Genomic DNA, 23,658 nt, shown 5'->3' on the forward strand with positions numbered 1-23,658 from the left:
TTTCCTCCAACACCGTGATTCTTTCATATACCACAAAATAATGTAACACAGAATATTGTTTTTTCAAGCAGGTAATGCTAAGAAAAAGAAATTGAGGTGGGTGATCCATTTGAATCAAACTCCATTGAAAGAGCACTTATACGATAATCTCTCTGTCATTCTCCCTCAGTTAAAGGACATGGATGATTTGATCCATGAGAAAAAAACATTGCCTCATGGACAGGTTGTCTACTATTTATACATTAAAGAAATGAACGAAGCGATGCAGATTCAAACCTTCTTAAAACTGCTATTGCAAGATCATGCAACTCTAACAAAAGAGAAGCTAGAATCCAATTTATCAATGATGACAACTCGTACGGTGGAAACCTCTGAAGAACTAGTAGATGCTATTTTTCAAGGACATTGTGTCGTACTGATTAATGGATTTCAGCACGCTTATATTTTAGAAACGCACGGAACGAAGAAACGCAGTTTAGGAGATGCTACGTCTGAAACCGTCGCAAGGGGGCCAAAAATTGGCTTCATTGAAGATTTAAACACGAACTTAGCTCTCGTCAGACAACGTTTGAAAAACCCTGATCTCAAAACAGTTGACATGAAGATCGGCGAAAAGAAATACACCCAAGTATCGATCATGTACATTGACGGTATCGTTGAGCCCTCTGTTTTAAAAGAGGTAAAAAAGCGTCTCAAACAAGTCACCATTGATGATATTCAAGACTCAGGCGTTCTTGAGGAGCTCATTGAAGACAATGTGTATTCTCCTTTTCCGCAAATTCAAAACACAGAACGGCCTGATAAAGTCGCATCTGCTTTAAACAATGGGCGCGTCGCCATCTTTGTCGATCATTCGCCTTTTATCTTAATTGTGCCTGCTTCCCTCGCGACGATTATGCAGTCACCTGATGATTATTATGAAAGATGGATCGCCGCTTCTCTTATTCGTTTGCTACGTTTTACGTCCATCTTTCTCACATTGTTTTTATCAGCCATTTATATTGCCCTTGTGTCCTTCCATCAAGGTCTTTTGCCCACAACTTTAGCTATTTCCATCTCAAGCACACGAGAGAATGTCCCATTTCCTCCTATTGTGGAAGCACTCATCATGGAAATGACCATTGAGCTGCTGCGAGAGGCTGGGTTAAGGCTTCCTAATCCACTTGGACAAACAATCGGACTTGTGGGCGGAGTTGTCATTGGACAGGCAGCCGTACAAGCCCATATTGTCAGCTCCATTATGGTCATTATTGTCAGCGTCATTGCACTTGCATCCTTTACCTTTCCTCAATATGGGATGGGGATGTCATTTCGTGTCCTTCGCTTTGTGTCCATGTTTACTGCAGCTACATTCGGTTTATATGGACTTGTCCTGTTTATGCTCGTCTTACTCACTCATTTGACAAGACAAAAAAGCTTTGGCACCCCATATTTTTCACCAGATTTTGTGTTCAGTTATAAAAATGAGGACAATTCCATCATCAGATTGCCTTTGAAAAATCAAAAGAAAGGGGAACGACATGGTCAATCATAAAGAGTCGATCACAAGCTATCAGGCAAGTGCCATTATCGCCAATACCACGCTAGGCGCAAGTATGATGATTCTGCCAAGATCAATGGCTCAAGCTGCGCCTACACCTGACGGCTGGATTGCACTCTTACTCATGAGTGTGATATACATTGTGTTCATTTTTGTCAATGTGCTCATGATGAAAAAGGTCTCCTTTTCTTCCTACTATGACTATACAAAAGAAGGACTTGGGAAATGGATTGGCTCACTTGCCAACCTGTTGATTATTATTTACTTTCTCGGCGTTGCCAGCTATGAAGTACGAGCCATGTCTGAGATGGTGAAATTCTTTCTACTTCAAAACACACCTGTAGCCGTGACGATGATCAGCTTTATTTTGGTTGGTTTTTATCTTGTGATTGGGGGGATTGGTGATTTTGCCCGGCTATGTCCTTTTTTTCTGATTGTCACACTCATCATCTTATTTGTGGCCTTCGGACTTAGTGTACAAGAGTTTGAGCTGGATAACCTCCGACCAGTTTTAGGAGAGGGCTTCTCCCCTGTCTTCAATTCCTTTAATGCTTCGGCCATTTCGTTTGTCGGTATTGAAATGATGCTCTTTATGCCTGCCTATATGAAGACGCAAAAACACACCTTTGCATACGGAACCATCGGCTTTTTGATTCCTGCGATCATCTATATTTTCACCTATATTCTTGTAGTTGGTGCGCTCACGGTGAAAGAAACGGCGACTCTGACGTGGCCGACCATTGCCTTATTTCAATCATTTGATATTCAGGGGATTTTTATTGAACGGATTGAATCCTTTTTGCTGATTGTTTGGCTTGTCCAGCTTTATACGAGCTTTGTAGGATATACGTTTTTTGCTACGATAGGAGTCATCAAATTGACTAAATTCCCTAAAAAAATCGCGCTCGCCTTGATGGGCATTGTGATCTTCTTTGCCGCTCTTTTCCCAAAAGATGTTGATACGGTCCGAGACTATTTAACCTACGTAAACAACTTGTTCTTTCTTCTATTTGGTATACTCCCGTTTCTTTTATTTATCATCGTATTTTTCAAAAGGAGGCGGAAAACAGCATGAAAAAGAAAGCGGTTCTTGCGCTCTTCTCACTGATTCTATTATGCGGGTGCTGGGATAGTACAAATATCGAGGAGCTCAACATGGCAATTGGATTTGCTGTAGATAAAGGAGATGACGGACATAAATTGAAGCTGTCTATGCAGGTGCTCGTTCCGCAAAAAATTGAGCAAGAATCAAGCGTGAAAGATCCGACGAAGATTATTGAAACAAGCGGTGATTCCATACACCAAATTTTTCGTACGACGGCCCTAAAAACACACCGCATTTTTGCTCAGCAGCTGAGGGTTTATTTGTTTTCTCAAGACCTTATCAATGAAAATAATTTCGATTTGGTCATCAATCAATTCATTCGGGACAATGAAACACGAAGAGGAAGCCTTGTCTTTATGGCTTCTGAGAAGCCTGGAGATATGTTGAAAATCAATGACGACGGCCAGCCTGCCGCTTCCACCTTATACGATATTTCTTCGAATACAAAAACGACCATTCGTATGTTCAAGCCCGTTTCCTTAGGAGATATTTCTTCTGCTATGCAAAACAACGTATCCTTTGCCATTCCGAAAGTCAGTGTCAGTCAGGGCAAATTAATGCTGGATGGTGCCTCGATTATTCAGAACAAACGATTTCTCACCAACATTTCTCCTTTAGCAGTGCAGTCTTACAACCTGTTGACTGGAGACGCTAAAGGCGGAGTGATTGAATTCCAATATGAACATAGCATTTATTCTTTTGAGATCTTTAAAATCAAACACAACATCGACACCCATAAAGCAGCCAGTGGCAAATATGAATTTGATGTGTCAGTTGAACTCGATGGAAGATTGTCTGAGGATTGGAATGAACGAGAAAACGCATTTAATGAAAAATACCTCCAAGAAATTGAGAAAGTCGTGGCACATCGACTGGAGGAAAATGTGAAAGATTTTATCGGGGAATTACAGCATGAGATCAAAGCAGATATTTGTGGATTTTATCAAAAAGCGAGTATTGCCTATCCGAAGGAATTCCGAAAAGAAGCAAAACATTGGGATGACATTTTCAGTGAATCGGATATTCGTTACAAGGTAAATGTGAAAATCCGTGACTTCGGGACTAAGGGCGCAACACAATCCTTATAGAGTATGTTAAAATGGTAAGAAAAAAAGGGTGTCAATCATGAAACGAGCTTTACTTTCGGCCGGCATTCTATTTTTGATTCTAGGAATACTCCTGTTAGTCGTGGTATTCATGCAATCAAAAGAAGATTTCTTCATTGAAGCCGACAGCTTTTCAAGCACATTTTTGATCGTGATTTATTATGGACAAACCCCTGCGCTCCTTCTGATTGGAGGCGGTTTATTTGTTGGACTTTCACAGATCATTGATTTGCAAGAGAAAAAAGCGGCAGTGGCAAAGGAAAGCGTCAAACTGCTTTCCGAGATGAAGAAAACCCTGGAAGACAAATCGGCCGAGGAGCAGGAGGCTTTTCCAGTTCCTGAGCTCCATCAACTATCCGAACGTCCAATCACAGGACAGAAGGACTAATTTTGCGCATGTTCCAGCAGCTTTCATTTGAAAGCTGTTTTTTTATTGAATCAGCTTATGGCGATGTGCATACACGGCTGCTTGTGTGCGGTCTTCTACATCAAGCTTGGAAAGAATGTTGGTAATATGCGTCTTGACTGTTTTGATGGTAATAAACAATTCCTCAGCAATGACCTTATTCGATTTCCCATCGGCAATCAGCTTTAATATTTCCATTTCTCTTGCGGTTAACGAATCGTGCAAAATGGACCCATTTGATGAATGGCGGAGTTTGTTCATGACCTTTCCAGCTACTTTTGATTCAAGTCTTGGTTCGCCGATACTCGCAGACCTGATGGCATCAGCAATTTCTCCTGCTTTCGATGTTTTTAAAAGATAGCTTAATGCACCAGCCTCAATAACTGGATACACTTTATCATCATCAATAAAGCTCGTCAGTACAATAATCCGAGCATCCTCTATTTCCTGACAAATTCTTTTCGTTGCTTCGATGCCATCCATGCCTTCCATGACAAGGTCCATTAAAATCACGTCTGGCTTTAATTCAACCGCTAGTTCTACACCTTTTTGTCCATCTGACGCTTCACCGATGACTTCAATATCCGCCTGTGCCTCTAAAAAAGCAGCAAGACCCATTCTCACCATTTCGTGATCGTCAATTAAAAGCACTCGAATCATCGAACGTTCTCTCCTTTTCCTTCATCAAAAATGGGAACCTTCACATCAATTTGTGTGCCTTTTCCCTCAAATGACATAATCTCTGCGACACCGCCTACTTCACTTGTTCTTTCTCGTATCGATTCAAGTCCGTAGGAAGCAGTCTTCACATGATCTGTTTGAAAACCAATCCCGTTGTCGATAATTTTCAACTGAACTTGACGGTTCCGAATAAGCAGACGTACTGTCACCTTTGTCGCCTTTGCATGCCTAAACACATTAGAAAGGGCTTCTTGCACAATTCGGAACAGATGGTCCTCCACCCCTTTAGACAGCGGAGCATCATCTTCTATTTCCCAATCAATATCAATTGGCTGCTTTGCCTGAAATTCATTGAGTAGCTCAATCAAGCCTTTTTTCAAGTCTTTTCCTTCAAGGGTGATCGGTCTTAAATGCAGGAGGAGTGCACGCATCTCATTTTGTGCATCGCCAGCCATTCGTTCCACAAGACGCATTTGCTTTAAAATCTTTTCATCCTTTTCCTTCATCCCCTCAAGAATCGCAGACGTCATCATCGAAATGGCGAATAGCTGCTGGCTGACTGCATCATGCAGCTCACGCGCTAGACGCTGACGCTCTTCTGAGACAACCGATTTTTTCATTTGAACCTGCCATTCAGCTCGCTCATTTGAAAGCTTTTGTAAGGAGGCTACTTGCCCTTCCACTCGTTTCGCCATTTCATTTAATTGATCTGCCGCCAAACCAATTTCATCATCACCTAGAGAAGGCAGTCTATAGGCAAAATTCCCATTTTCAAACTTCAAAATCGACTCTACAAGCTGATCCAGCCGCTTCTTATGCTGATAGCCAAACACATGCCCCGCTGATACACCAATGGCGAGACTAATAATGAGTAAAATACAAAAAAACGGGATGCCGAACCACCGCGTAGACAGCAAAATCATAGGATCAAGCTGGTAATAAAAAAACATTGGGAGTGTCGTCATGATGACAACACCAAGCGAGATACCGACTGCAAGACGAACAGATTGCCACTGGATGCCTAAATGCAGTTTCCTCATAAGTACCTCACATCCACATCCCCAATCAGGAGAGAAATGGAGATTTTCACTTTTCGCTTGCTCTCATCATAATCATTTGTCATGACATACACTTTACTGCCGAACCCGCTTCTTTTTTCATCAATGATTTTCATATCACCAATCGCAGCCGAAGCACTCACACACACTTCAATATCCTGAGGTACATAAATATCGACATCTCCGATGAGCCCACTAATGACGATGGTGCTTTCTTCCTCTGCAATGATGGCCTTTGATAAGTCGATTTTGACATCGCCAATAAAACCTGAAATGGTCAAATCACTTAATTGAAATGGTTTTTTCATCAGCCTGACTTCACCGATAAAGAAATCATGTTCTTTGCGCGGCTTTGCCTGGCTTTTTGTTTTCTTCTGATCGCCCTCTTTTTCAAGATTTACTTTCAGTGAAGGCTTCCCATCGTCTGATGATTCCTTTTTATCGACATCAAAAACAGGTTTGTTTTTCAATAAACGATAGCCCGCATAGATCAAAAAGGCAGCAAATAAATACCCAGTCAAACTAAACGTGATATTTAGTAGAAACTTCAAGAAGAGAAAGCCTGCAAAAATATAGGAAACCGAACCGAGCCAACGTTTAGATCGAGAGTGCAGCCAATAACCAGCTAGAGCAAAAAACACTGGCCAAAATAGGTCTGCCCCAATCCCAATAATTTTGAGAAAAAGATTAATACCGAAAATCACCACAATGATGCCTAAAATTTGATTTCTAGAAAAACGCAGTTGACTCGCCTCCTTCCTTTTTACGTTTGTTTACCGCAATTTTAAGTTTCCGCTTGTCATCTCAATATCGACTAAGTGTGTCCCTTTCCCATGCGTGCCTGTAAAACCTCGGCCTTCACTATCCGCTTGGTCAAAATCATACGAATGATCAATACGTCCACTCGTTTTTTTCACTTGGACTTTGAAATCTCCCTCATCTGGCAAGTTAAATTTCGCACTGCCTGATGTCATGTGAAAGTCGACTGGTGAATCAATTGTATCAAAGCTTGCTGTTAGCCTGCCGCTTGTCATGCCTAATTGCAGCTTTCCTTTTACATCTTGAATATCAGCACGACCAGAAGTGGCACCAATATCACTTTCCTTCGCATCAATATGAGACACTGAAAGTCTGCCAGAAGTCGCTTTGATTTCCACACGATTTGCTGAGAAGTTCTCAGCTGTGAGGTTTCCGCTCGTTGATTTGAGCGTCACATCTTGAAGAGACAGCTTCCCTTCGCCATTTACTTCGCTCACGCCGATTCCACCTGTTATTTTCACATCTTTATGATAATCTGTTGGAATTTTGACTAAGAGTTCTCCTTTTTCAAATGCAGAGAAAAACAAAAATCCTTTATTTTCAGCACGGACTTTGAATGTTCCACCTGTTTGTTCCGCATACATTTTCCCTTTTCCATTCACAACCATCACAGAAATATCCGAACGATCTTCCGGCTCCACCTTGATGCGAAATCCAGAAAGAGAGATATCTAATTGTTCAACCTCATCCTTTTTCGCTGAAGCTGTTGTGACCGCTTTATCACGAGAAAAGCTCAAATGAAAGAGATCTCCATTTTTGAAAAGCATCCCAATCATCAAAAAAACACCAACAAGTATACAAATTAGACCAATGAACCGTTTCATTTATATCATCCCTTTATCCTTTGACCTTTTTATTATAAGGAAAAGCGAAACAGAAAGAAATCAAATAACGGAAGAAAAATCCTGTTTTTCTTCCGTTTTGACACATTTCCATTAGTTTGCCGGCTGTTTCTCAAGCTGCTTTGATCGCTTAAGCTTTTGCCATTCCTTTTCAACCTCATCAGCGTAATCAAGATGAGCATAAGCACCCTGATCGGCAAATTGTGCATAGCTACCCGCTTTTGTCTCCATTTCCTCTATACGGTTCTCCATGCGTAGAAATTCTTTATAAGCACTTTCACTATCAACCTTATTCATAGATTCATTCATATGCTGCTTTGCCTGTGCGGCATTGGCTCTTGCAATCAGCGCTTGCTTCTTGTCTTTAACATCACGCAGCTTTGTTTCTAGATGCTGCAACTGTTCTTTCAGCTCTTTCAGCTGTTTAACAGATTGCTGATAGGCTTCTTGATATTCGTTGTGCTTTTCTTCAAAATACTTCATTTCAGTCAGTGCTTTCCGTGCAAGTTCTTCTTCTCCTGCATGAAACGCCAGCTCCGCCTGTTTCTTTCGCTTATCAGCAAATTCTTCTGTTTCTTCTGCTTTTCTCAAGAAACCTTGCTGAATGGTTTGCTGTTTGATAATCGCATGTTTCGCTTTGGCAATATCGTCCTCCATATCACGAACATATTGATTCAGCATGACACGCGGATTCTCCAATTTATCTAAGCCTTCATTGACTGTTGCAACAAACATATCACGTACTCTTCTTAATACCATTTCATATTCCTCCCTTTATTTTTTCTTTAAAAAGTCTTCCCATTCTTGATCAAATGACGTGTGCATAGATTCTTTCATGTTCGGTGCCGTGTTTGGCTCCATATATGTTGTTCTGCCGGATGATTCCTTTGCAGATTCACCATTGATCATCTTCCAGCCAAAGTAGAGAAGTACTCCAGCAAATGCGATTCCGAGTAAAAATGGCAGCGACTGTGCGACAAGCAATACACCGATAATAGAGAGTATGACCCCTGTTGTTTTACTGCCCTTATCATATTTTTTGACACCTACATAAATGAGCCACGCCCCAATCAAAGTCGGGATCAGCCCGCCCAATGAACCACCAAAGAAGATGGATAAACCGATAAACATCAGGATTGAACCGATGATGGTTTTACTTGTGATTTTCATCTTCATGCCTCCTTTCTTGCTCCTTGCTTTAACTATAGTCAAAAAAGGAAGCCGGCAAAACGTGTCGTAGATTGATCTTTGATTGCGACCAGAGTCGTAACATGGCTCAGACTGAACGGTTGAATCCATAGAAAAAGCACTCTTCGACTAGAAGAGTGCTCAGATTATTGACAAAGGGCTAAAATGAACTTGATTTTAGCCTTCGTCTTCTTTTCAGCGTGTAGGTAAACCCTCTTCGACTAGAAGAGTGCTTTTCCTCATTTAGAACGAAACACATCTGCACTTCGTTCATATTCTACATCCGCTTCACCAAGCCGATGATTCACAATACGGGCGGCAGCAAATAAATAGTCGGATAGACGGTTTACATATGTGAGCGTAACTGCTGGAATTTCCTCCTGCTTTGCGAGTGTCACAATATGCCGCTCGGCTCTCCTGACGATTGTTCGCGCTACATGTAAGAGGGCAGCACCTTCCTGGCCGCCAGGTAAAATAAATTTAGTCAGCGGTGCGGCTTCTTCTACATACACGTCCATTCGCTTTTCAAGGACTGTGACAGATTCTTCTTTTAACTTGCCTTCTTTCGGTGGTTTCACCGCTGCCAAATCACCGCCGCAGTCAAACAGTTCATGCTGAATGACCATCAGCTCAGATAGAATATCTTGAAACAATTCGCCATGCTGCCTTAAGTTTGCATGGGCTAGTCCAATCAAACTATTCGCCTCATCTAATGTACCGTACGCTTCTACCCTTGCGTCATCTTTATCAGCCCGCCCGCCAATCAAGCCTGTTTGACCTTGATCTCCGGTTTTTGTATAAAGTTTCATTGAGGTTCCCCCTTATCCATTGCTTGTTCCTTTTAGTATACCCTGAAGTGGAAAAGATGTATTTGTTTTACTAAAGTCACTGTGATTTAAATATAAAATCATGAATCCCTAAAAAAAAGCGAACCAACCGGTTCACTTTTTCATGGCATTCAATGTATGAAGAAGATGCTTCACTTTCAGTCTGACTCTTTCATGTAAATGAGCAGTATGCTCCTTTTCTTCTGCATTGGCAGCAGCGATACAAAGATGATGTACCTGGATACTTGTCTCTTGTTTAATGAAGTGCATCAGCTCGCCCATTAGCTGGACAGACGCACCATCTGATATCGTTCCTTTCAGCACAAGCCAAACGGACAGCTCTCCTTCTTGATGCATCCCATAAAGAAGGACATCTTCATCATCATCTTCAGCGGCGTATTGCTTTGGCCCATCAGATTGACCAAGAAATAAGTACCCTTCCTCAGCATCCAGCATGTCATGGAGTGCTTCAGTTCCCGTGCCAAGGGACCGTGTCCAAAAGAAACCCCCGCTTTTCTCATGTGATGAAAGGATGCGCAATGGCTGATGAGTAGAAAATGTCATTCCGTTTGCGCCATATGTTTTCCACCCATCCGCTAAGTTCAGCCTTGAATGTTGAGAGATGGACGCAGGTTCAATCACTAGCTGAGGGTTTGCCCGCAGTGGATGTTGGAGAGGTGTTACATCTGTTTCATACACCCGGTTCACCCGTTCGGTGGTCAACACATGATGCGGTTCTCCCAGCATGTCCGTCTTTCCTTCATTCAGCAAAAGCAGACGGTCACAATACAAACTGGCAATGTTCACATCATGAAACACACCGATCACCGTTAAGTTAGAGGAAGTGGTCTCTTGTTTAATCAAATCGAGTAACTCTTTTTGATAGGCTAAATCAAGAAAACTGGTTGGTTCATCCAGCAATAAATAGTCAGGGCACTGAGCCAGCGCTTGGGCTAAGTAAACCCGCTGCTGTTCTCCACCGCTTAACTCGTGGATGGATTGATCCTTAAATTGAGCAATATCTGTTTGGTCCATCACCTTGCTGACAATCTCGATATCTTCTTTTGTAACAGATTGTAGCCATCCTTTCTGATAAGGATAACGCCCAAACTGGACCGTTTCTTCCACTGTAAATGAAAAGGCTTGATCGGTCTTCTGGGGGAGAACCGCCAATTTTTGCGCAAGTGCCTTGGGCCGGTAGGATTGAACTGGATGGCCATCTAGTGTTACTTGGCCGCTCTCAGGTGCTAAAATACCTGCGATCATTTTAAGTAGCGTCGTCTTACCGCTCCCATTCGGACCAAGGATGCCGAGGAATTCCCCTCGCTCCACTTCAAAACTAACGCCGTGAATGACCTCTTTTTCACCATATCCTCCTCTAACTTCCTTCACTTGAATCATAGATGCGTCCCTCCTCTATATCTGCGGATGAGGATGATGCCAAAGACAGGAGCACCAATTAACGCCGTAATGATGCCAATAGGCAATTCAGTCGGTTCAATGATCGTACGGGAGAGCACATCTGCTAAAACGAGAAAGGAAGCACCATTCAGCATCGACAAAGGCAGCAAATGACGATGATCCGTAATGGATAAAAGACGGATAAAATGCGGAATCACCAGTCCTACAAATCCGATCGTTCCTGACACAGCCACCGCACTTCCAGTCAGAATGGAACCAGCAAGCAACACCACATATTTGCTCCGTTTCACATGCACCCCTAACAGTTTTGCCTTTTCTTCGCCATATGTCATCACATTCAAATCTCTTCCCATCAAGATCAGTGCAAATGTACCAATGAGGAAAAAAGGAAGGAAAAGAGCAATGTATCGCCAGCCTCTCATAGACACACTGCCTAGAAGCCAATGAATAATCTCTTTTAAATCATCACCTGTTAACGCAATCATTAATGAAATGAGGGCTCCTAAAAAAGAGCTAAAGATGACCCCCGTCAAAATTAAAGAAGAAATGCTCATTCCTCGGTGAACCATACGGGCAAAAAAGAGGACGAGACATAGTGTGACAAGCGCTGTTGTCATACTCAAAAAAGGCAGTGTAAAACTGCCAAGCAAAGGAAACTGCAAACTGAAAAACAATGTGGCTACAGCTCCCACAGATGCCCCTTGAGATACCCCAAGTGTATAAGGGTCAGCGAGAGGATTTTTTAATAAACCTTGAAAGGCTGCACCAGATAACGCCAGAGCTGCTCCGACTAACGCCGCTAATATCACTCTCGGCAGCCGGATATTCATCATAATATTGCGGTCAATTGCATCAATAGTTCCGGCCTGAATTCCAAATACTTCATGAACAAAGATCCGAAGTATAGAAGGAATGGGAATCCCTAAACTGCCAAATGAGATTCCCATTCCAATGCTCACCACAAGAAGTAAAACACTTGCTGTGTATGCGATGATGATTTTATTTGAACGTGTCAGGATAGATGCTTTTCGCAAGAGCCTCCACTCCTTCAACCAATCGCGGTCCCGGTCTTGATGCCAGATCCGTATTCAATTGAAAGACTTGTTTTTCTTTGACTGCTTTGATCGCCTTCCAGCCGTCTCTTTTTTTCAGATCAGCTAAACTTGCGCCATCAATCGTAACTATGGCATCAGGATTTCGTTTAATAATTGATTCTTCCGTCATTTGCACCCAGCCTGTTTGGTCGCCAGCAGCATTTTTTGCATGAATGACAGACAACATTTCGTCCATAAACGTTTGTTTACCTGTTGTATAAATTTCAGGCGCACCTGATACTTCGACAAAAACTGTTTTTTGTTTGTCTTTGGAGATGGATTCTGCTTGTTTTTTGATGTCATTCAGTTTTGATTTCATCTCATCTACAAGCTTCGTTGATGCCTCTTTTACGCCAGCTGCTTCACCAATCATATGGATAGACTTATACACATCTTTGAAAGAGGCTGCATCATTAACAGTCAGCACTTGAATACCTGCATCTTCAAGCTGTTTAAATCCGTCTTTTGAACTCATTTGTGATGCATGTGCTAAGACAAGATCAGGTTTTAAGGAAATAACCTTCTCTACATTGAAATCAAGACCGCCAATCTTCTCCACCTTTTCTACTTCCTTTGGATAGTTGTCAAAGTCTGATCTACCAACGATTTTATCTCCAAGGCCAAGGGCATAGGCAACCTCTGTATTACTTGGAATTAACGAAACAATTCGTTTAGGCTGTTCTTTGATTTCAACGGTTTTACCAGCTGCATCTTTGATGGATACAGGAAATGCCGCAGCCGCTGTCTCTTTAGGCTTTGAACTGTTTGTTTTTTGGTCCGTTTCCGCACCTGCACACCCTGCTAAAACACCGATCACAAGTAACAATGATAGCCAAATACCAGTTAACTTCTTCATCAATAAACCCCCTGCTTTATGTACTGCTTGACGTCATCTCTTTCGTCAATTCTTTTCTAATTTCGGGAATATTATACTACAGTGCAGATAGGTTGTATATGTGATTCCGAATACGTCTTGTCTGTCCTTATAAAAGAAAAACAGCCTTTGACGTGGCTGTTTTCACTTCCGCTATTGGTTGATATGTTCACCATTAATGACAACTTTCTGAAATGAAGGAGATACTGCATGTTCCAATGAAAGAGGGTACGTGACATCGTCAATGACACAGTCTTTCATTTTAAAGTGTGTGACCGGGGAATGTGAGTATGCGGCGATCTTCACGCCATATCGTCCTCCGCTGCTTTTTAACCCTTCTACTTCAATATGACGGACTACAGGCCTATGCGGACCGGCATCCCCTTCCTCATACATCATGTCGATACAGACCACCTCATGCTTTAAGCTTTTCACTAGATTGTTTTTAAAATAGATGTGTTCAATGGTACCGCCCCTGACAGAGTTGGTCTTAATGCGCAATGCCCTGTCTAGGTTCGGACTGTCCATGACATTATCCTCTGCATATACATACTTGACGCCTCCAGAGATTTCACTCCCGATCGTTACTCCGCCATGACCATCACGCATCGTATTTCTACGAATGACGATGTTTTCAGATGGAACACCGATTCTCCGGCCGTCCTCATTTCTGCCCGATTTAATGGCAATACAATCATCGCCATTATCAAAATAACAATCTTCAATGAGCACATGTCGGCACGACTCTGGATTCACACCATCTGTATTTGGGCCATGACCGATGATATTCACCCCACGGACGATGACGTTTTCACTTAACACCGGATGGACTTGCCACATCGGTGAATCCTTTACTGTTACTCCTTCAATGAGAATGTTTTGGCAATTGTATGGCTGGATAAAGCTTGATCTTAAATAATGGCCTTCGCCAAACACTCTTTCTTCCACTGGTATTCTTTTTTCAGCCATTTCAAAAAGAAGCTGACGATCCCGATCTTGAGAGGGTTGACCATTTGTTCCATACTTCCAAGGCCACCAGTGGTGTTCATCCCCCCTCCCGTCCAGCGTGCCTGCTCCTGTAATCGCGATGTTTTCTGCATGATGGGCATAAATAAGTGGTGAATAATTATAAAGCTCAATTCCTTCATATCTTGTTAGAACAAGCGGGAGATAATCACGTGTATCTTGGCTGAAGGTCACATAGGCGTTTTCATGAAGATGAAGCTCTACATTGCTTTTCAATTCTAGAGCGCCTGTCAAAAATGTCCCTTCAGGAATCAGCACACGCCCTCCTTTCAAACGATGTGCATCATCGATGGCAGACTGAATAGCATTTGTCGAAAGCTCTATCCCTTTGTTATCTGCACCATAATGAATGACATTGAATTCACGATCTGGGAACTTTGGCGCTTTTATCTGCTTTAACACATGATCTATGCCATTTGTTTCCTTGTCTTTTTTCCCTTGCTTTGCTAAACGTGCGAGTCCAATTCCTGTTAGTACTGTTCCTGCTGTCACATACATCAAATTCCGTTTTTTAGACATTTCCTCATCCCCCAGACGTCTTAAAGTGTCACACCTGTTTTAAAAATGGCCAGCTCTCTAAAATTGTTTTTTTCATGATTTAACAGCTTTCCACTCGCCACATCAATCACCGTGGCAATGAATTTCTCTAGCACCACATCTTCTGGTACATCTTCAAGCAATTCCCCCGCATTAAAGTCGATCCAATGTTTTTTTGTTTCATATAAAGCGGTATTGGTCGATACCTTCATCGTTGGAACAAATGTGCCAAACGGTGTGCCTCTGCCTGTTGTAAAGAGGACGAGCTGACAGCCAGACGCTGCGAGAGCAGATGAAGCAACCAAATCATTCCCGGGCGCACTTAATAAATTCAATCCTTTTCGTTTTAGCAGCTCCCCGTATGTTAAAACATCCTTTATAACGGAAGTACCCGCTTTTTGTGTGCAGCCGAGAGATTTATCTTCTAATGTCGAAATTCCTCCTGCTTTATTTCCCGGGGAAGGATTTTCATATACTGGCTGTCGATGATCCATAAAGTATTGTTTAAAATCATTGATCATCTGCACAATATTGTCGAATGTCGCTTTTGATTCCGCTCTCTCCATTAAGATCGTTTCAGCCCCGAACATTTCCGGTACTTCTGTTAAGACGGTGGTTCCGCCTTGAGCCACAATAAAATCGGACAGTCTGCCTAAAAGTGGATTTGCGGTAATGCCTGAAAACCCATCTGATCCTCCGCATTTCAAGCCAATTTTCAGCTCAGATAACGGAATGTCTTCACGCTGATCTTCTTTCGCTGCGTCATAAATTTCCTTGAGCAAAGCGACACCCGTCTCAATCTCATCCCCTACTTCTTGGCTTCTTAAAAATTTCACCCTCGTCTGGTCATACTCCCCTAATGTAGCTTTAAAATCCTCAATATCATTGTTTTCACAGCCAAGCCCTAGAACGAGAACCCCTCCAGCATTTGGGTGTTTTACGGCATTTTGAAGTATTGTTTTTGTGTTTTCATGATCATCCCCAAGTTGTGAGCATCCATAATTGTGTTTTAATACTAACGCCGTTTCAAAAGGATGGATGCTTCCCCCCATTTCAGCGGTAAATATTTGAATGATTTGATCGGCAATGCCATTGACACACCCAACTGTTGGGACAATCCAAAGCTCATTTCGTATACCACTTGCGCCATTTTTTCGTTTATACCCTTTGAATGTCAGATTCGTTTTTTCATAGGGGTTTTCTGTTAAAGAAGGGCGGTATTCGTAATCGAGCTTACCTGATAGATTCGTTTTGATATTGTGCGTATGCACCCATTCTCCAGTCGAAATCGCAGTGGATGCATGACCAATGGGATAGCCATATTTGATGATATTCTCTTTTTCTTTGATCTCAGCCAATGCAAATTTATGACCTTTAGCAACGGTTTCTTTTAAAATGATTGTATGACCTTGGTGCTGAAGCTCTTCGCCTTGCTCAAGCACTTTTAAAGCGATACCAACATTATCTGAAGGATGAATCACAACAAAGTCCCTCATGCCTTCTCCCCCTGACTTTCATATTGAAGTATTTGGTGAACAGCAGCTCTCATGCCATTTTCATGTATGCAGGTGAGCTGCTCGGCTACTGCATCCTTCAGCCCTGCGATCCTTGTCAAATCCATCCCCCATAAAACTTCGTTTGAAAGAAGTCGATCGACCATTAATTCATAGGAATGGTCCACTTCCTCCCATGCTTCCTTCATGAATGCCATCACAGACTCATCATCCTTTATTTGATCTGCATGGACTTGATAAAAATAAATCAAACTGCTCAGTGAGAACATAAGCTTCGTAGGCAACTGTTTTTTTAGCTCTATATAATCTAGAAGAGACGGGAGAATACGTGCCCGAAATTTAGATACACCATTTAAGGCAATATCGAGTAATTGATGTTTGACAAAAGGGTTGCAGAATCGATCCCAAACGGATTGTGTATAAAGAAGCAGCTCTTCTTCAGGAAGTGGCAAACTTGGCAACACTTCCTCCTCAAGCATGCGGCGAATGAACACACCAACATGCTCATCATCCACCGCTTTTTTGACAGTGTCCAAGCCACACGAATATGCAATCGGCACCATCGCTGTATGTGCACCGTTTAAAATGCGAACCTTGCTCATACGATAGGGAGCGATATCTTCCACAAAAAGTACGTTTAACCCTGCTTCTTGAAAAGGAAGCTCTTTTTGAACAAACGCAGGTGCTTCAATGACAAACAAGTGATAATATTCTGCCGTGACAAGCAATTCATCGATATACCCCTCTTCTTTTTGAACAGTCTCCGCTGCTTTCTGAGAAAATCCTGGGACAATCCGATCAACTAACGTATTACAGAACGTGTTGGCTTCCTTGACCCAAGCCACAAAATCAGGCGGAAGATTCCACTCAGCTGCCATTGTGATCACATATTCTCTTAATCGATCACCGTTTTGTTCAATCAATTCACAAGGTAAAATGATCAAGCCCTTTTTCTCATCCCCAGAAAAAGCTTTGAAGCGGTGATACAAGAAGGCTGTCAGCTTTCCTGGAAAACTTACTTGCGGCCGATCTTCTAATCGGTCCTCTTTTCTTAACACAAGTCCTGCCTCTGTTGTATTAGAAAAGACAAAGCGCACATCAGGACTTTCCGCTACATGTAAAAAGGCTTCATAATCTGTATATGTGCTGATTCCCCTGCTGATGGATTGAATGACGATCCGTTCGTTCATTTCTTTTTGGTCATGAAATCCTTGAATACATAAAGTGTACAAACCATCTTGTTCATTTAGAGCGGTCACTGATCCTTTTCGAGGAGGAACAACCACTGCTCTTCCTTTAAAATCTGTACAGTCGTTTAGCTTCTGGATCTGCCAATTCATAAATCCCCGCATAAAGTTCCCTTCGCCAATTTGTAGAATGGTTTCAGGATATTCAGCCACTGGGTACACATCTTTGGATAATCGTCTCAAACGCTTTTCCTCCCCGCATTTTTTGCACACGTGAACATTTTTATTTAAAAGATGCTGATTACTGCACCTTTTTTACTGAATCTCTAATCATCAGCTCTGTGTGGACATACACTTTTTCCAGATGATCGTCTTCTTGTTTTTCACCGTTGATGACTGAAAGGATGGCTTCTGCTCCAAGCGCACACATTTTTTCAATTGGCTTTTTGACTGTTGTGAGGGCAGGCGTTGTATAAGATGAAAATGAAATATCATCAAAACCGATAATAGAGAGATCATCAGGACACCTTTTACCTTTTGCAAACAATGCATTCATCGCACCAATCGCCATGTCATCGTTTGAGCAAAAAAGGGCAGTTGGCGGATCATCAAGAGTGAGTAAGGCTTCCATTGATTCATAGCCGCTCTTCATATGATAGTCGCCTGTGATCATGTATTCCTTCTTCATGGGTACATGATGGTCAATGAGTGCTTGCAAAAAACCAGCTTTTCTTTCCTGTGTGGATTTAAACCCTTCTTTCCCTTCAATAATGGCAATTTGTTTATGCCCCTGCTGAATGAAATAGTGTGCAGCTTGGTATGCCCCTTCACCATCATCTGCTAATATATTCATCACTTGATTACTTTCTACACGGCGATTCAGTACAATAATGGGAATGCCCTGCTTTTTCACATGATGGATAAACGCTTCATCATGCTCGCTTTGGCTCATGAGCAAAATACCATCATACCGCTGTTTATGAATGGTTGTGTAATCGTGAAAATCGTCAATTCCTCTTACAACCAAATGATAGTTTTCTGTTATCACACTGTTGACGCCTTTTAATGCATCAACAAAGAAACTTGAGGATGTGCCTTCTGTTAAACTCGTAAAAAACAGACCAATTGTAAATGATTTTTGCGAGACAAGGCCTCTGGCATGGACATTCGGTGAGTAATTCAGCTGTTTTGCAATCGACAAGATGTTTTGTTTTGTTTTCTCTTTAATAAAAGGACTGTTATTCAAAGCCCTTGATACTGTGGTATGAGAAACGTTTGCCAATTTTGCTATATCTTTGATTGTGACTGTCATGCTATTCCGCCTTTTATGATTTTTTATCATCTTATCATAAAAACGCTTTCATATTCTTGCTTTTTGTTCATATCATCTTGCTTTTATGCGGAAGCTCATTTGCCCGTTCAAATTGAAAATACTGCTTTGCATTTTCATAGCTGATTCCTTTTACCATTCCCCCTAGCAAATTGAGATCATTAGGCGCTTCACCTTTTTCCACCCAATCTCCAATGATGTCACATAACAGTCTACGGAAATATTCATGTCTTGTGTACGACAGGAAGCTTCGTGAATCTGTCAGCATCCCAATAAATCGGCTGATCAGTCCGATACTGGAGAGTGCCATCATCTGCTCTGTCATTCCCTGCTTTGTATCATTAAACCACCAGGCTGTTCCATGCTGCATTTTCCCAGGGGTCTTTCCATCTTGAAAACTTCCAGCTATCGTTGAAATCACCACATTGTCCCTTGGATTCAAGGAATAGAGGATGGTTTTTGGCAATGCATGTGCTTGTTCTAACCGATCTAATACGCGGCAAAGGGGTTTTGCAATGTCTTCATCATTCATTGCATCATATCCGGTATCTGGTCCAAGCCGCTTAAACATTTTTGAATTGTTGTTTCTGAGCGCATTGATATGAAGTTGCATCGCCCATCCCCGCTGAGCATATGCCTGACCGAGTTCAATGAATGTGTGCGTTTTAAATTGAATCTTCTCCTTTTCCGTCAATGGATGTCCAGACATTCTTTTATGAAAAATGATCGTAGCTTCTTCTTCCGTCGTGTCTTCGTACGTCATTTCATTGATGGCATGATCTGAAATCAAACAGCCCTGTTCATGAAAGAAATCGATTCGCATATGAAGTGCTTTTATGAAGTCTTGATAGGATTCGATCTGGATAGATGAAACCTCCGCCAGCTGATGAACATACTCGATAAACAAGTCATTTGTGATATCTAATGCCTTATCTGGCCGAAACCCTGGCAGCACTTGCACAGAAAAGCCTTCTTCCCGCAGTTGTTGGTGATAAATCAACGAATCAACCGGATCGTCTGTCGTCACAACCGTTTCAACATTTGATTTCACAATGAAATCTCTCGCACCAAATCCGTCTCCTTGCAACTTTTCATTTACTTTTTTCCAGATGATGTCTGCACTTTCTTCATTCAAAAGTTCTTCAACATCAAAATATCGTCTTAGCTCTAGATGGGTCCAGTGATAGAGAGGATTTCCAATCGTCATCGGAACGGTTTTCGCCCATGCTAAAAATTTCTCATAATCTGAGGCATCTCCTGTGATATGTGTTTCAGGTATCCCATTTGCTCTCATGGCGCGCCATTTGTAATGATCTCCGTAAAGCCATGCTTCGGTTATATTTTGGAACGTTTTATTTTCATAGATTTCTTTTGGACTTAAATGACAATGGTAATCAATAATCGGAAGGTTCTTTGCAAACTCATGGTATAGCTTTTCCGCCGTTTGACTGTTTAATAAAAACTGCTCATCTAAAAAGGCTTTCATCAAACTCCCCCATCTCTTATAATGATAAAAATGATTTTGTTCACGTTAACAATTTTATTGTAATCGTTTACAAAATCGATTTCAATCCTAAAACAAGAAAAAACGATCTCCTTTAGAAAAGAAAATCGTTTTTTGGCTATTTTACAGATGGTGTTTTCTTTAGGATAATCGCAATAGTTGTTCCTTGACCTAATTCACTTTCTACTTGAATATCGCCATCGTGTAGCAAGACAAGCTCTTTTGCAATCGCCAATCCTAATCCTGTTCCATTTGTTGGATCATTCGTATTTGTCCCTCTATAGTAACGATTAAATAAATGATCCACCGTTTCTTGCGCCATTCCGCGTCCGTTATCTTTCATTTCGATCCGAACTTCATCATTTGTTTCAGATAGAATAGCTTGAATAATAGTACCTTTCTGGTTATGCTTCACTGCGTTCGCCAGCAGGTTCTCAATGACTCGTCTAAACCAGGCTTTATCGATCTCAAACATGACACCCTCTGTTTGATCTTCAAAGGATGACATATAATCTTCAGAAAGCGTGCTTCTTGAAAACTCGTCCATAATGGAGGCTAAAAATTCACCAAGCTCAACAGGTTTTCGATTAATAGGCAATGCACCATTTTTCAATCGATACGTGAGGTTTAAATCCTCAATCAAGGTCGACATGTATTCTGATTTCTCACGAATGACTTGTCCCATTTCCATAACTTCTTCCTTGGACCATTGGTATTGATCTGATTCTAGCATTAATCCATAGCCGTAAATCGTGCTAAGAGGCGTTTTTAGATCATGAGACAGCCCTGCGATCCATTCTTCCCTTGTGGTTTGAATTTTTCTTCGGTTTGCTTCATTCTCTTTTAACGTATTGGTGAGCTGATCCATTGTTTTGAGGATATCCTCAAACAGCCGGTACTCCCGCTTAATACGACCCTTTTTATTTTTACTTACTGGAATACCTTTTCTATTTGTTGGCTCCTGCAATTTATTTCTTGATAAGAAAATCAGCCAGCGGATAATGTGATAGATCGGTAGCCCATAGCGATACGAGTACCATAATGTCATAACGATAATAATCGTAAGCGCAAGACCTGCAATCAAAAGCGTTGTATATTGGTTTAAAGCCTCTGTCTCTTTATCATAAAGCTCGTCTGGGCTGTATACTTTGTTTGGCACCGAAACAATCATATACAGATCTTTATTCACTCTGATATAAGACAGGTCACTTCTAAACTCCCAAGGCTTTGATTGATACTTGAGCAGTTCAACATCCGTTACGTTATTTTTCAAATTATTTTTGGCTCGGATACCTTTTAAGTATTTTCCTTCTTCATTAAACAGATGCACCGATCCATTCATTCTTTTCAAAAATTCTTTTGTTTCAACTGAATATTGAGACAATGCAGCCAGGTTTTTTTCATGCTGCTTGAGATAATTGGCTACCTTTGTGCTGTTCGTTTTAAATCCATATAAGACGATAAAGCTTTCTTGATCAATCTCAATTGGCCAGAAGTACATCTTGTAATCTTTAAATTGTCTTTTTTCAAAGATCTTGATCATTTCATCCTTTTGATAGGATGTTGGAATATTTTTAGGGAGTTGATAGCTATAGACATTGCGTTTTTTGGAATCAATCACTTGCAGCCAGCCATCACGTTTTTCCACTGCTTGTTTGAGCTGATCATCGGCTTCCATTTTTCCATCCTCGTTAAAATAAAGCCAGCTCATGAGTGTATCTCCATCTGCCTTCGTTAAACCAGTTTCAGTCATATTCTCATAGCGCTTTTGAAAATAAAGATTTTCAGAGAATGTTTGCCCGATCGTCAGAATGACGATGACAATAAACATTTGTCCGACAAAGTGAAAGAAAAGTTTTGTTCGTAAATTCATAAACTATTGAAGAACCTTCACAGGTTGGGGAATGAACTTATAGCCCATACCACGGATCGTCACAATATATTCAGGCTGGCTTGGATCTAACTCTATTTTTTCTCTCAGCTTTCGGATATGAACCATGACGGTGTTGTTGTCACCATATGACGGAACACCCCATACTTTCTCATAGATTTGATCTTTTGAAAGTACCACATTCGGATGGTCACAAAAATACTTCAGCAAGGACAAAAGCTGAGCTGAGCAAGCCGTCACCTTTCCCCTTACTTTTAACTCGGCTGCATGAGGATGGTACGAGAAATGAGCATATTCATATTGACTGTGCGCTTCTTCCTGCTCCTCCTGTAAGGAGATATAAGTTCGGTTTAAGTGCGCCTTAATTCTAGCTACTAGCTCTAACGGATTAAATGGCTTTGTGATGTAATCGTCTGCACCTTGTGCAAATCCAGTCAATTTGTCTACATCAGACGTTCTTGCTGTTAAATAGAAAATCGGTGCCTTCGTCATTTTCCTGATGTCAGGCAGAACATCAAAGCCTGACTTACCGGGCATCATCACATCTAGAAGTAAGAGGTGGATGTCCTCGTTTTTGACAATATCTAATGCTTCATCTGCATGATAGGCTTTATAAATATGTTGAAACCCTTCTTTTTTTAATACGCGTTCAACCATTTTTACAATTGCTTCTTCGTCATCTGCAATCAATATTTTTGCTGTTTCCACGCATCTCTTTCCTTTCTAGCTATGATCTCTAACCGTATATTACCATTGTCCAAAGTAAAAAAGTACCTCTTTTCTGCATAAAAGCGAAAAAAGATCAACTGGAGAAAATGGCATAACAAGGTAATATCAAAAAATGCAAAAAAACCCGGTCATACATACCGAGTTTTTTGTCCATCTATTATCCGTTCACAGCTTCAAGCTTTCTTTCATGATTCATTAAGTCATATGTTAAACAGATCGGCTTATTCGTTCTCGGATCAAGAACAATTTCTGCATCGATGTGGAACACCTGACTGAGCACCTCTTTTGTCATGACCTCATGAGGCGTACCATCTTTAATGACTTTCCCTTGATTGAGGGCAATCATGTAATGTGAAAAGCGTGCAGCATGATTCAGGTCATGAATCACCATCAGCACCGTTCTGCCCTGCTCTCTGTTTAAGCGTTCTAATAGCTGAAGGATCTCCAGCTGATGAGCAAGATCTAAATACGTCGTTGGTTCGTCTAATAAAAGCAGCTCTGTTTCCTGAGCGAGTGCCATCGCAATCCATACCCGCTGACGCTGTCCACCGGAGAGTGCTTCAATTGGCCGGTCATGAAATGCAATCATTCCCGTCTCCTCAAGTGCCCATCTGATGATTCGTTTGTCCTCATTTGATAAACGGCCAAATCCATTTTGATGTGGGAAACGTCCGTATGACACAAGCTCATAAACGGTCAGACCACTTGGTGCTTCAGGCGTCTGCGGTAAGATGGCCATTTGTTTTGAAATTTCTTTTGTTGGTGTTTGATGGATAGCCTGGCCATTTAAATAAACAGCACCTTGATGGGATTTCATAATACGAGACATTGTTTTTAAAATCGTTGACTTCCCGCACCCATTCGGCCCAATTAATGTCGTCACCTTGCCTTTTGGGATGCTGATATTTAAATCGTCTACAATCAAACGGTCATGATAGCCAATACAAAGCTTTTCTGTTTCAAGTGATTTCATCTGTT

General features: G+C 41.5%; 22 protein-coding genes. 4 read left to right on the plus strand and 18 right to left on the minus strand.

The features are described from left to right. Positions 1–109 precede the first annotated feature (109 nt). Genes MHI20_RS09450 through MHI20_RS09465 form a run of 4 tightly spaced genes read left to right on the plus strand, consistent with a single transcriptional unit; the run spans position 110 to position 4,139 of the window. Positions 110–1,534 (plus strand): spore germination protein, encoded by a 1,425-nt coding sequence (locus tag MHI20_RS09450; protein WP_144665991.1) that lies wholly within the window; start codon positions 110–112, stop codon positions 1,532–1,534. Further along, positions 1,521–2,615: a GerAB/ArcD/ProY family transporter gene (locus tag MHI20_RS09455; protein WP_096881832.1), complete on the plus strand. Its 1,095-nt coding sequence runs from the start codon at positions 1,521–1,523 to the stop codon at positions 2,613–2,615. Before MHI20_RS09450 ends, MHI20_RS09455 begins: the two co-directional genes overlap by 14 nt. Then, positions 2,612–3,733, plus strand: coding sequence for a Ger(x)C family spore germination protein (locus MHI20_RS09460; RefSeq protein ID WP_072367962.1), 1,122 nt, complete (start codon positions 2,612–2,614; stop codon positions 3,731–3,733). The genes MHI20_RS09455 and MHI20_RS09460 overlap by 4 nt, the downstream gene beginning before the upstream one ends. A gap of 37 nt (positions 3,734–3,770) precedes the next feature. Beyond that, positions 3,771–4,139, plus strand: coding sequence for a hypothetical protein (locus MHI20_RS09465; RefSeq protein WP_007500307.1), 369 nt, complete (start codon positions 3,771–3,773; stop codon positions 4,137–4,139). A 42-nt stretch (positions 4,140–4,181) separates the two neighbouring features. Here MHI20_RS09465 and MHI20_RS09470 read toward each other — a convergent pair whose 3' ends face one another. From MHI20_RS09470 to MHI20_RS09555, 18 genes are all read right to left on the minus strand, one after another. Beyond that, positions 4,182–4,817: a response regulator gene (locus MHI20_RS09470; RefSeq protein WP_007500305.1), complete on the minus strand. Its 636-nt coding sequence runs from the start codon at positions 4,815–4,817 to the stop codon at positions 4,182–4,184. Further along, positions 4,814–5,878: a two-component system sensor histidine kinase LiaS gene (gene liaS / locus MHI20_RS09475; protein WP_007500303.1), complete on the minus strand. Its 1,065-nt coding sequence runs from the start codon at positions 5,876–5,878 to the stop codon at positions 4,814–4,816. The genes MHI20_RS09470 and liaS overlap by 4 nt, the downstream gene beginning before the upstream one ends. Beyond that, a complete protein-coding gene (gene liaF / locus MHI20_RS09480) occupies positions 5,875–6,639 on the minus strand; it encodes a cell wall-active antibiotics response protein LiaF (RefSeq protein WP_034647740.1) in 765 nt (254 codons plus the stop codon). The genes liaS and liaF overlap by 4 nt, the downstream gene beginning before the upstream one ends. Positions 6,640–6,669: 30 nt before the next feature. Next, on the minus strand, positions 6,670–7,539 hold the full coding sequence (gene liaG / locus MHI20_RS09485; RefSeq protein ID WP_017359270.1) for a LiaG family protein: 870 nt from the start codon (positions 7,537–7,539) through the stop codon (positions 6,670–6,672). Positions 7,540–7,650: 111 nt separating this feature from the next. Continuing rightward, a complete protein-coding gene (gene liaH, locus MHI20_RS09490) occupies positions 7,651–8,316 on the minus strand; it encodes a stress responsive protein LiaH (protein ID WP_039168185.1) in 666 nt (221 codons plus the stop codon). Between the two features lie 15 nt (positions 8,317–8,331). Further along, entirely contained in the window at positions 8,332–8,727 is a 396-nt protein-coding gene (locus MHI20_RS09495) for a hypothetical protein (RefSeq protein ID WP_041091879.1), read from the minus strand. Between the two features lie 257 nt (positions 8,728–8,984). Continuing rightward, a complete protein-coding gene (locus MHI20_RS09500) occupies positions 8,985–9,554 on the minus strand; it encodes a cob(I)yrinic acid a,c-diamide adenosyltransferase (RefSeq protein ID WP_178897307.1) in 570 nt (189 codons plus the stop codon). 132 nt (positions 9,555–9,686) lie between these two features. Next, a complete protein-coding gene (locus tag MHI20_RS09505; RefSeq protein ID WP_340937740.1) occupies positions 9,687–10,973 on the minus strand; it encodes a heme ABC transporter ATP-binding protein in 1,287 nt (428 codons plus the stop codon). After that, entirely contained in the window at positions 10,970–12,028 is a 1,059-nt protein-coding gene (locus tag MHI20_RS09510; RefSeq protein WP_045034578.1) for a FecCD family ABC transporter permease, read from the minus strand. The genes MHI20_RS09505 and MHI20_RS09510 overlap by 4 nt, the downstream gene beginning before the upstream one ends. After that, positions 11,994–12,944 (minus strand): ABC transporter substrate-binding protein, encoded by a 951-nt coding sequence (locus MHI20_RS09515; protein ID WP_039963790.1) that lies wholly within the window; start codon positions 12,942–12,944, stop codon positions 11,994–11,996. Before MHI20_RS09515 ends, MHI20_RS09510 begins: the two co-directional genes overlap by 35 nt. Positions 12,945–13,115: 171 nt before the next feature. Continuing rightward, positions 13,116–14,507: a glycoside hydrolase family 28 protein gene (locus MHI20_RS09520; RefSeq protein ID WP_096881846.1), complete on the minus strand. Its 1,392-nt coding sequence runs from the start codon at positions 14,505–14,507 to the stop codon at positions 13,116–13,118. 20 nt (positions 14,508–14,527) lie between these two features. Then, entirely contained in the window at positions 14,528–16,021 is a 1,494-nt protein-coding gene (locus MHI20_RS09525; protein ID WP_008347107.1) for a UxaA family hydrolase, read from the minus strand. Then, positions 16,018–17,469: a tagaturonate reductase gene (locus tag MHI20_RS09530; protein WP_340937747.1), complete on the minus strand. Its 1,452-nt coding sequence runs from the start codon at positions 17,467–17,469 to the stop codon at positions 16,018–16,020. Before MHI20_RS09530 ends, MHI20_RS09525 begins: the two co-directional genes overlap by 4 nt. Positions 17,470–17,527: 58 nt before the next feature. Continuing rightward, positions 17,528–18,538 (minus strand): LacI family DNA-binding transcriptional regulator, encoded by a 1,011-nt coding sequence (locus tag MHI20_RS09535; protein WP_017359253.1) that lies wholly within the window; start codon positions 18,536–18,538, stop codon positions 17,528–17,530. A gap of 67 nt (positions 18,539–18,605) precedes the next feature. Continuing rightward, a complete protein-coding gene (gene uxaC / locus MHI20_RS09540) occupies positions 18,606–20,042 on the minus strand; it encodes a glucuronate isomerase (protein ID WP_326377640.1) in 1,437 nt (478 codons plus the stop codon). 136 nt (positions 20,043–20,178) lie between these two features. Further along, complete coding sequence (locus tag MHI20_RS09545; RefSeq protein WP_340937751.1) at positions 20,179–21,933, minus strand: HAMP domain-containing sensor histidine kinase; 1,755 nt, start codon at positions 21,931–21,933, stop codon at positions 20,179–20,181. Between the two features lie 3 nt (positions 21,934–21,936). After that, complete coding sequence (locus tag MHI20_RS09550; protein ID WP_017359250.1) at positions 21,937–22,659, minus strand: response regulator transcription factor; 723 nt, start codon at positions 22,657–22,659, stop codon at positions 21,937–21,939. 178 nt (positions 22,660–22,837) lie between these two features. Further along, positions 22,838–23,653, minus strand: coding sequence for an ABC transporter ATP-binding protein (locus MHI20_RS09555; protein ID WP_017368048.1), 816 nt, complete (start codon positions 23,651–23,653; stop codon positions 22,838–22,840). Between the last annotated feature and the right edge of the window lie 5 nt (positions 23,654–23,658).

This window comes from Bacillus sp. FSL K6-1106 (assembly GCF_038005245.1).
GTDB lineage: Bacteria > Bacillota > Bacilli > Bacillales > Bacillaceae > Bacillus > Bacillus altitudinis.

What these genes read in the sequence shown, in the direction of transcription:
- MHI20_RS09555 (WP_017368048.1), bottom strand. Translation starts at nt 23,653, where the DNA reads ATGAAATCACTTGAAACAGAAAAGCTTTGTATTGGCTATCATGACCGT.
- MHI20_RS09505 (WP_340937740.1), bottom strand. Translation starts at nt 10,973, where the DNA reads ATGATTCAAGTGAAGGAAGTTAGAGGAGGATATGGTGAAAAAGAGGTC.
- liaS (WP_007500303.1), bottom strand. Translation starts at nt 5,878, where the DNA reads ATGAGGAAACTGCATTTAGGCATCCAGTGGCAATCTGTTCGTCTTGCA.
- MHI20_RS09455 (WP_096881832.1), top strand. Translation starts at nt 1,521, where the DNA reads ATGGTCAATCATAAAGAGTCGATCACAAGCTATCAGGCAAGTGCCATT.
- MHI20_RS09515 (WP_039963790.1), bottom strand. Translation starts at nt 12,944, where the DNA reads ATGAAGAAGTTAACTGGTATTTGGCTATCATTGTTACTTGTGATCGGT.
- MHI20_RS09525 (WP_008347107.1), bottom strand. Translation starts at nt 16,021, where the DNA reads ATGAGGGACTTTGTTGTGATTCATCCTTCAGATAATGTTGGTATCGCT.
- liaG (WP_017359270.1), bottom strand. Translation starts at nt 7,539, where the DNA reads ATGAAACGGTTCATTGGTCTAATTTGTATACTTGTTGGTGTTTTTTTG.
- MHI20_RS09520 (WP_096881846.1), bottom strand. Translation starts at nt 14,507, where the DNA reads ATGTCTAAAAAACGGAATTTGATGTATGTGACAGCAGGAACAGTACTA.
- MHI20_RS09460 (WP_072367962.1), top strand. Translation starts at nt 2,612, where the DNA reads ATGAAAAAGAAAGCGGTTCTTGCGCTCTTCTCACTGATTCTATTATGC.
- MHI20_RS09500 (WP_178897307.1), bottom strand. Translation starts at nt 9,554, where the DNA reads ATGAAACTTTATACAAAAACCGGAGATCAAGGTCAAACAGGCTTGATT.
- uxaC (WP_326377640.1), bottom strand. Translation starts at nt 20,042, where the DNA reads ATGAAAGCCTTTTTAGATGAGCAGTTTTTATTAAACAGTCAAACGGCG.
- MHI20_RS09535 (WP_017359253.1), bottom strand. Translation starts at nt 18,538, where the DNA reads ATGACAGTCACAATCAAAGATATAGCAAAATTGGCAAACGTTTCTCAT.
- MHI20_RS09465 (WP_007500307.1), top strand. Translation starts at nt 3,771, where the DNA reads ATGAAACGAGCTTTACTTTCGGCCGGCATTCTATTTTTGATTCTAGGA.
- liaH (WP_039168185.1), bottom strand. Translation starts at nt 8,316, where the DNA reads ATGGTATTAAGAAGAGTACGTGATATGTTTGTTGCAACAGTCAATGAA.
- MHI20_RS09470 (WP_007500305.1), bottom strand. Translation starts at nt 4,817, where the DNA reads ATGATTCGAGTGCTTTTAATTGACGATCACGAAATGGTGAGAATGGGT.
- MHI20_RS09545 (WP_340937751.1), bottom strand. Translation starts at nt 21,933, where the DNA reads ATGAATTTACGAACAAAACTTTTCTTTCACTTTGTCGGACAAATGTTT.
- MHI20_RS09495 (WP_041091879.1), bottom strand. Translation starts at nt 8,727, where the DNA reads ATGAAAATCACAAGTAAAACCATCATCGGTTCAATCCTGATGTTTATC.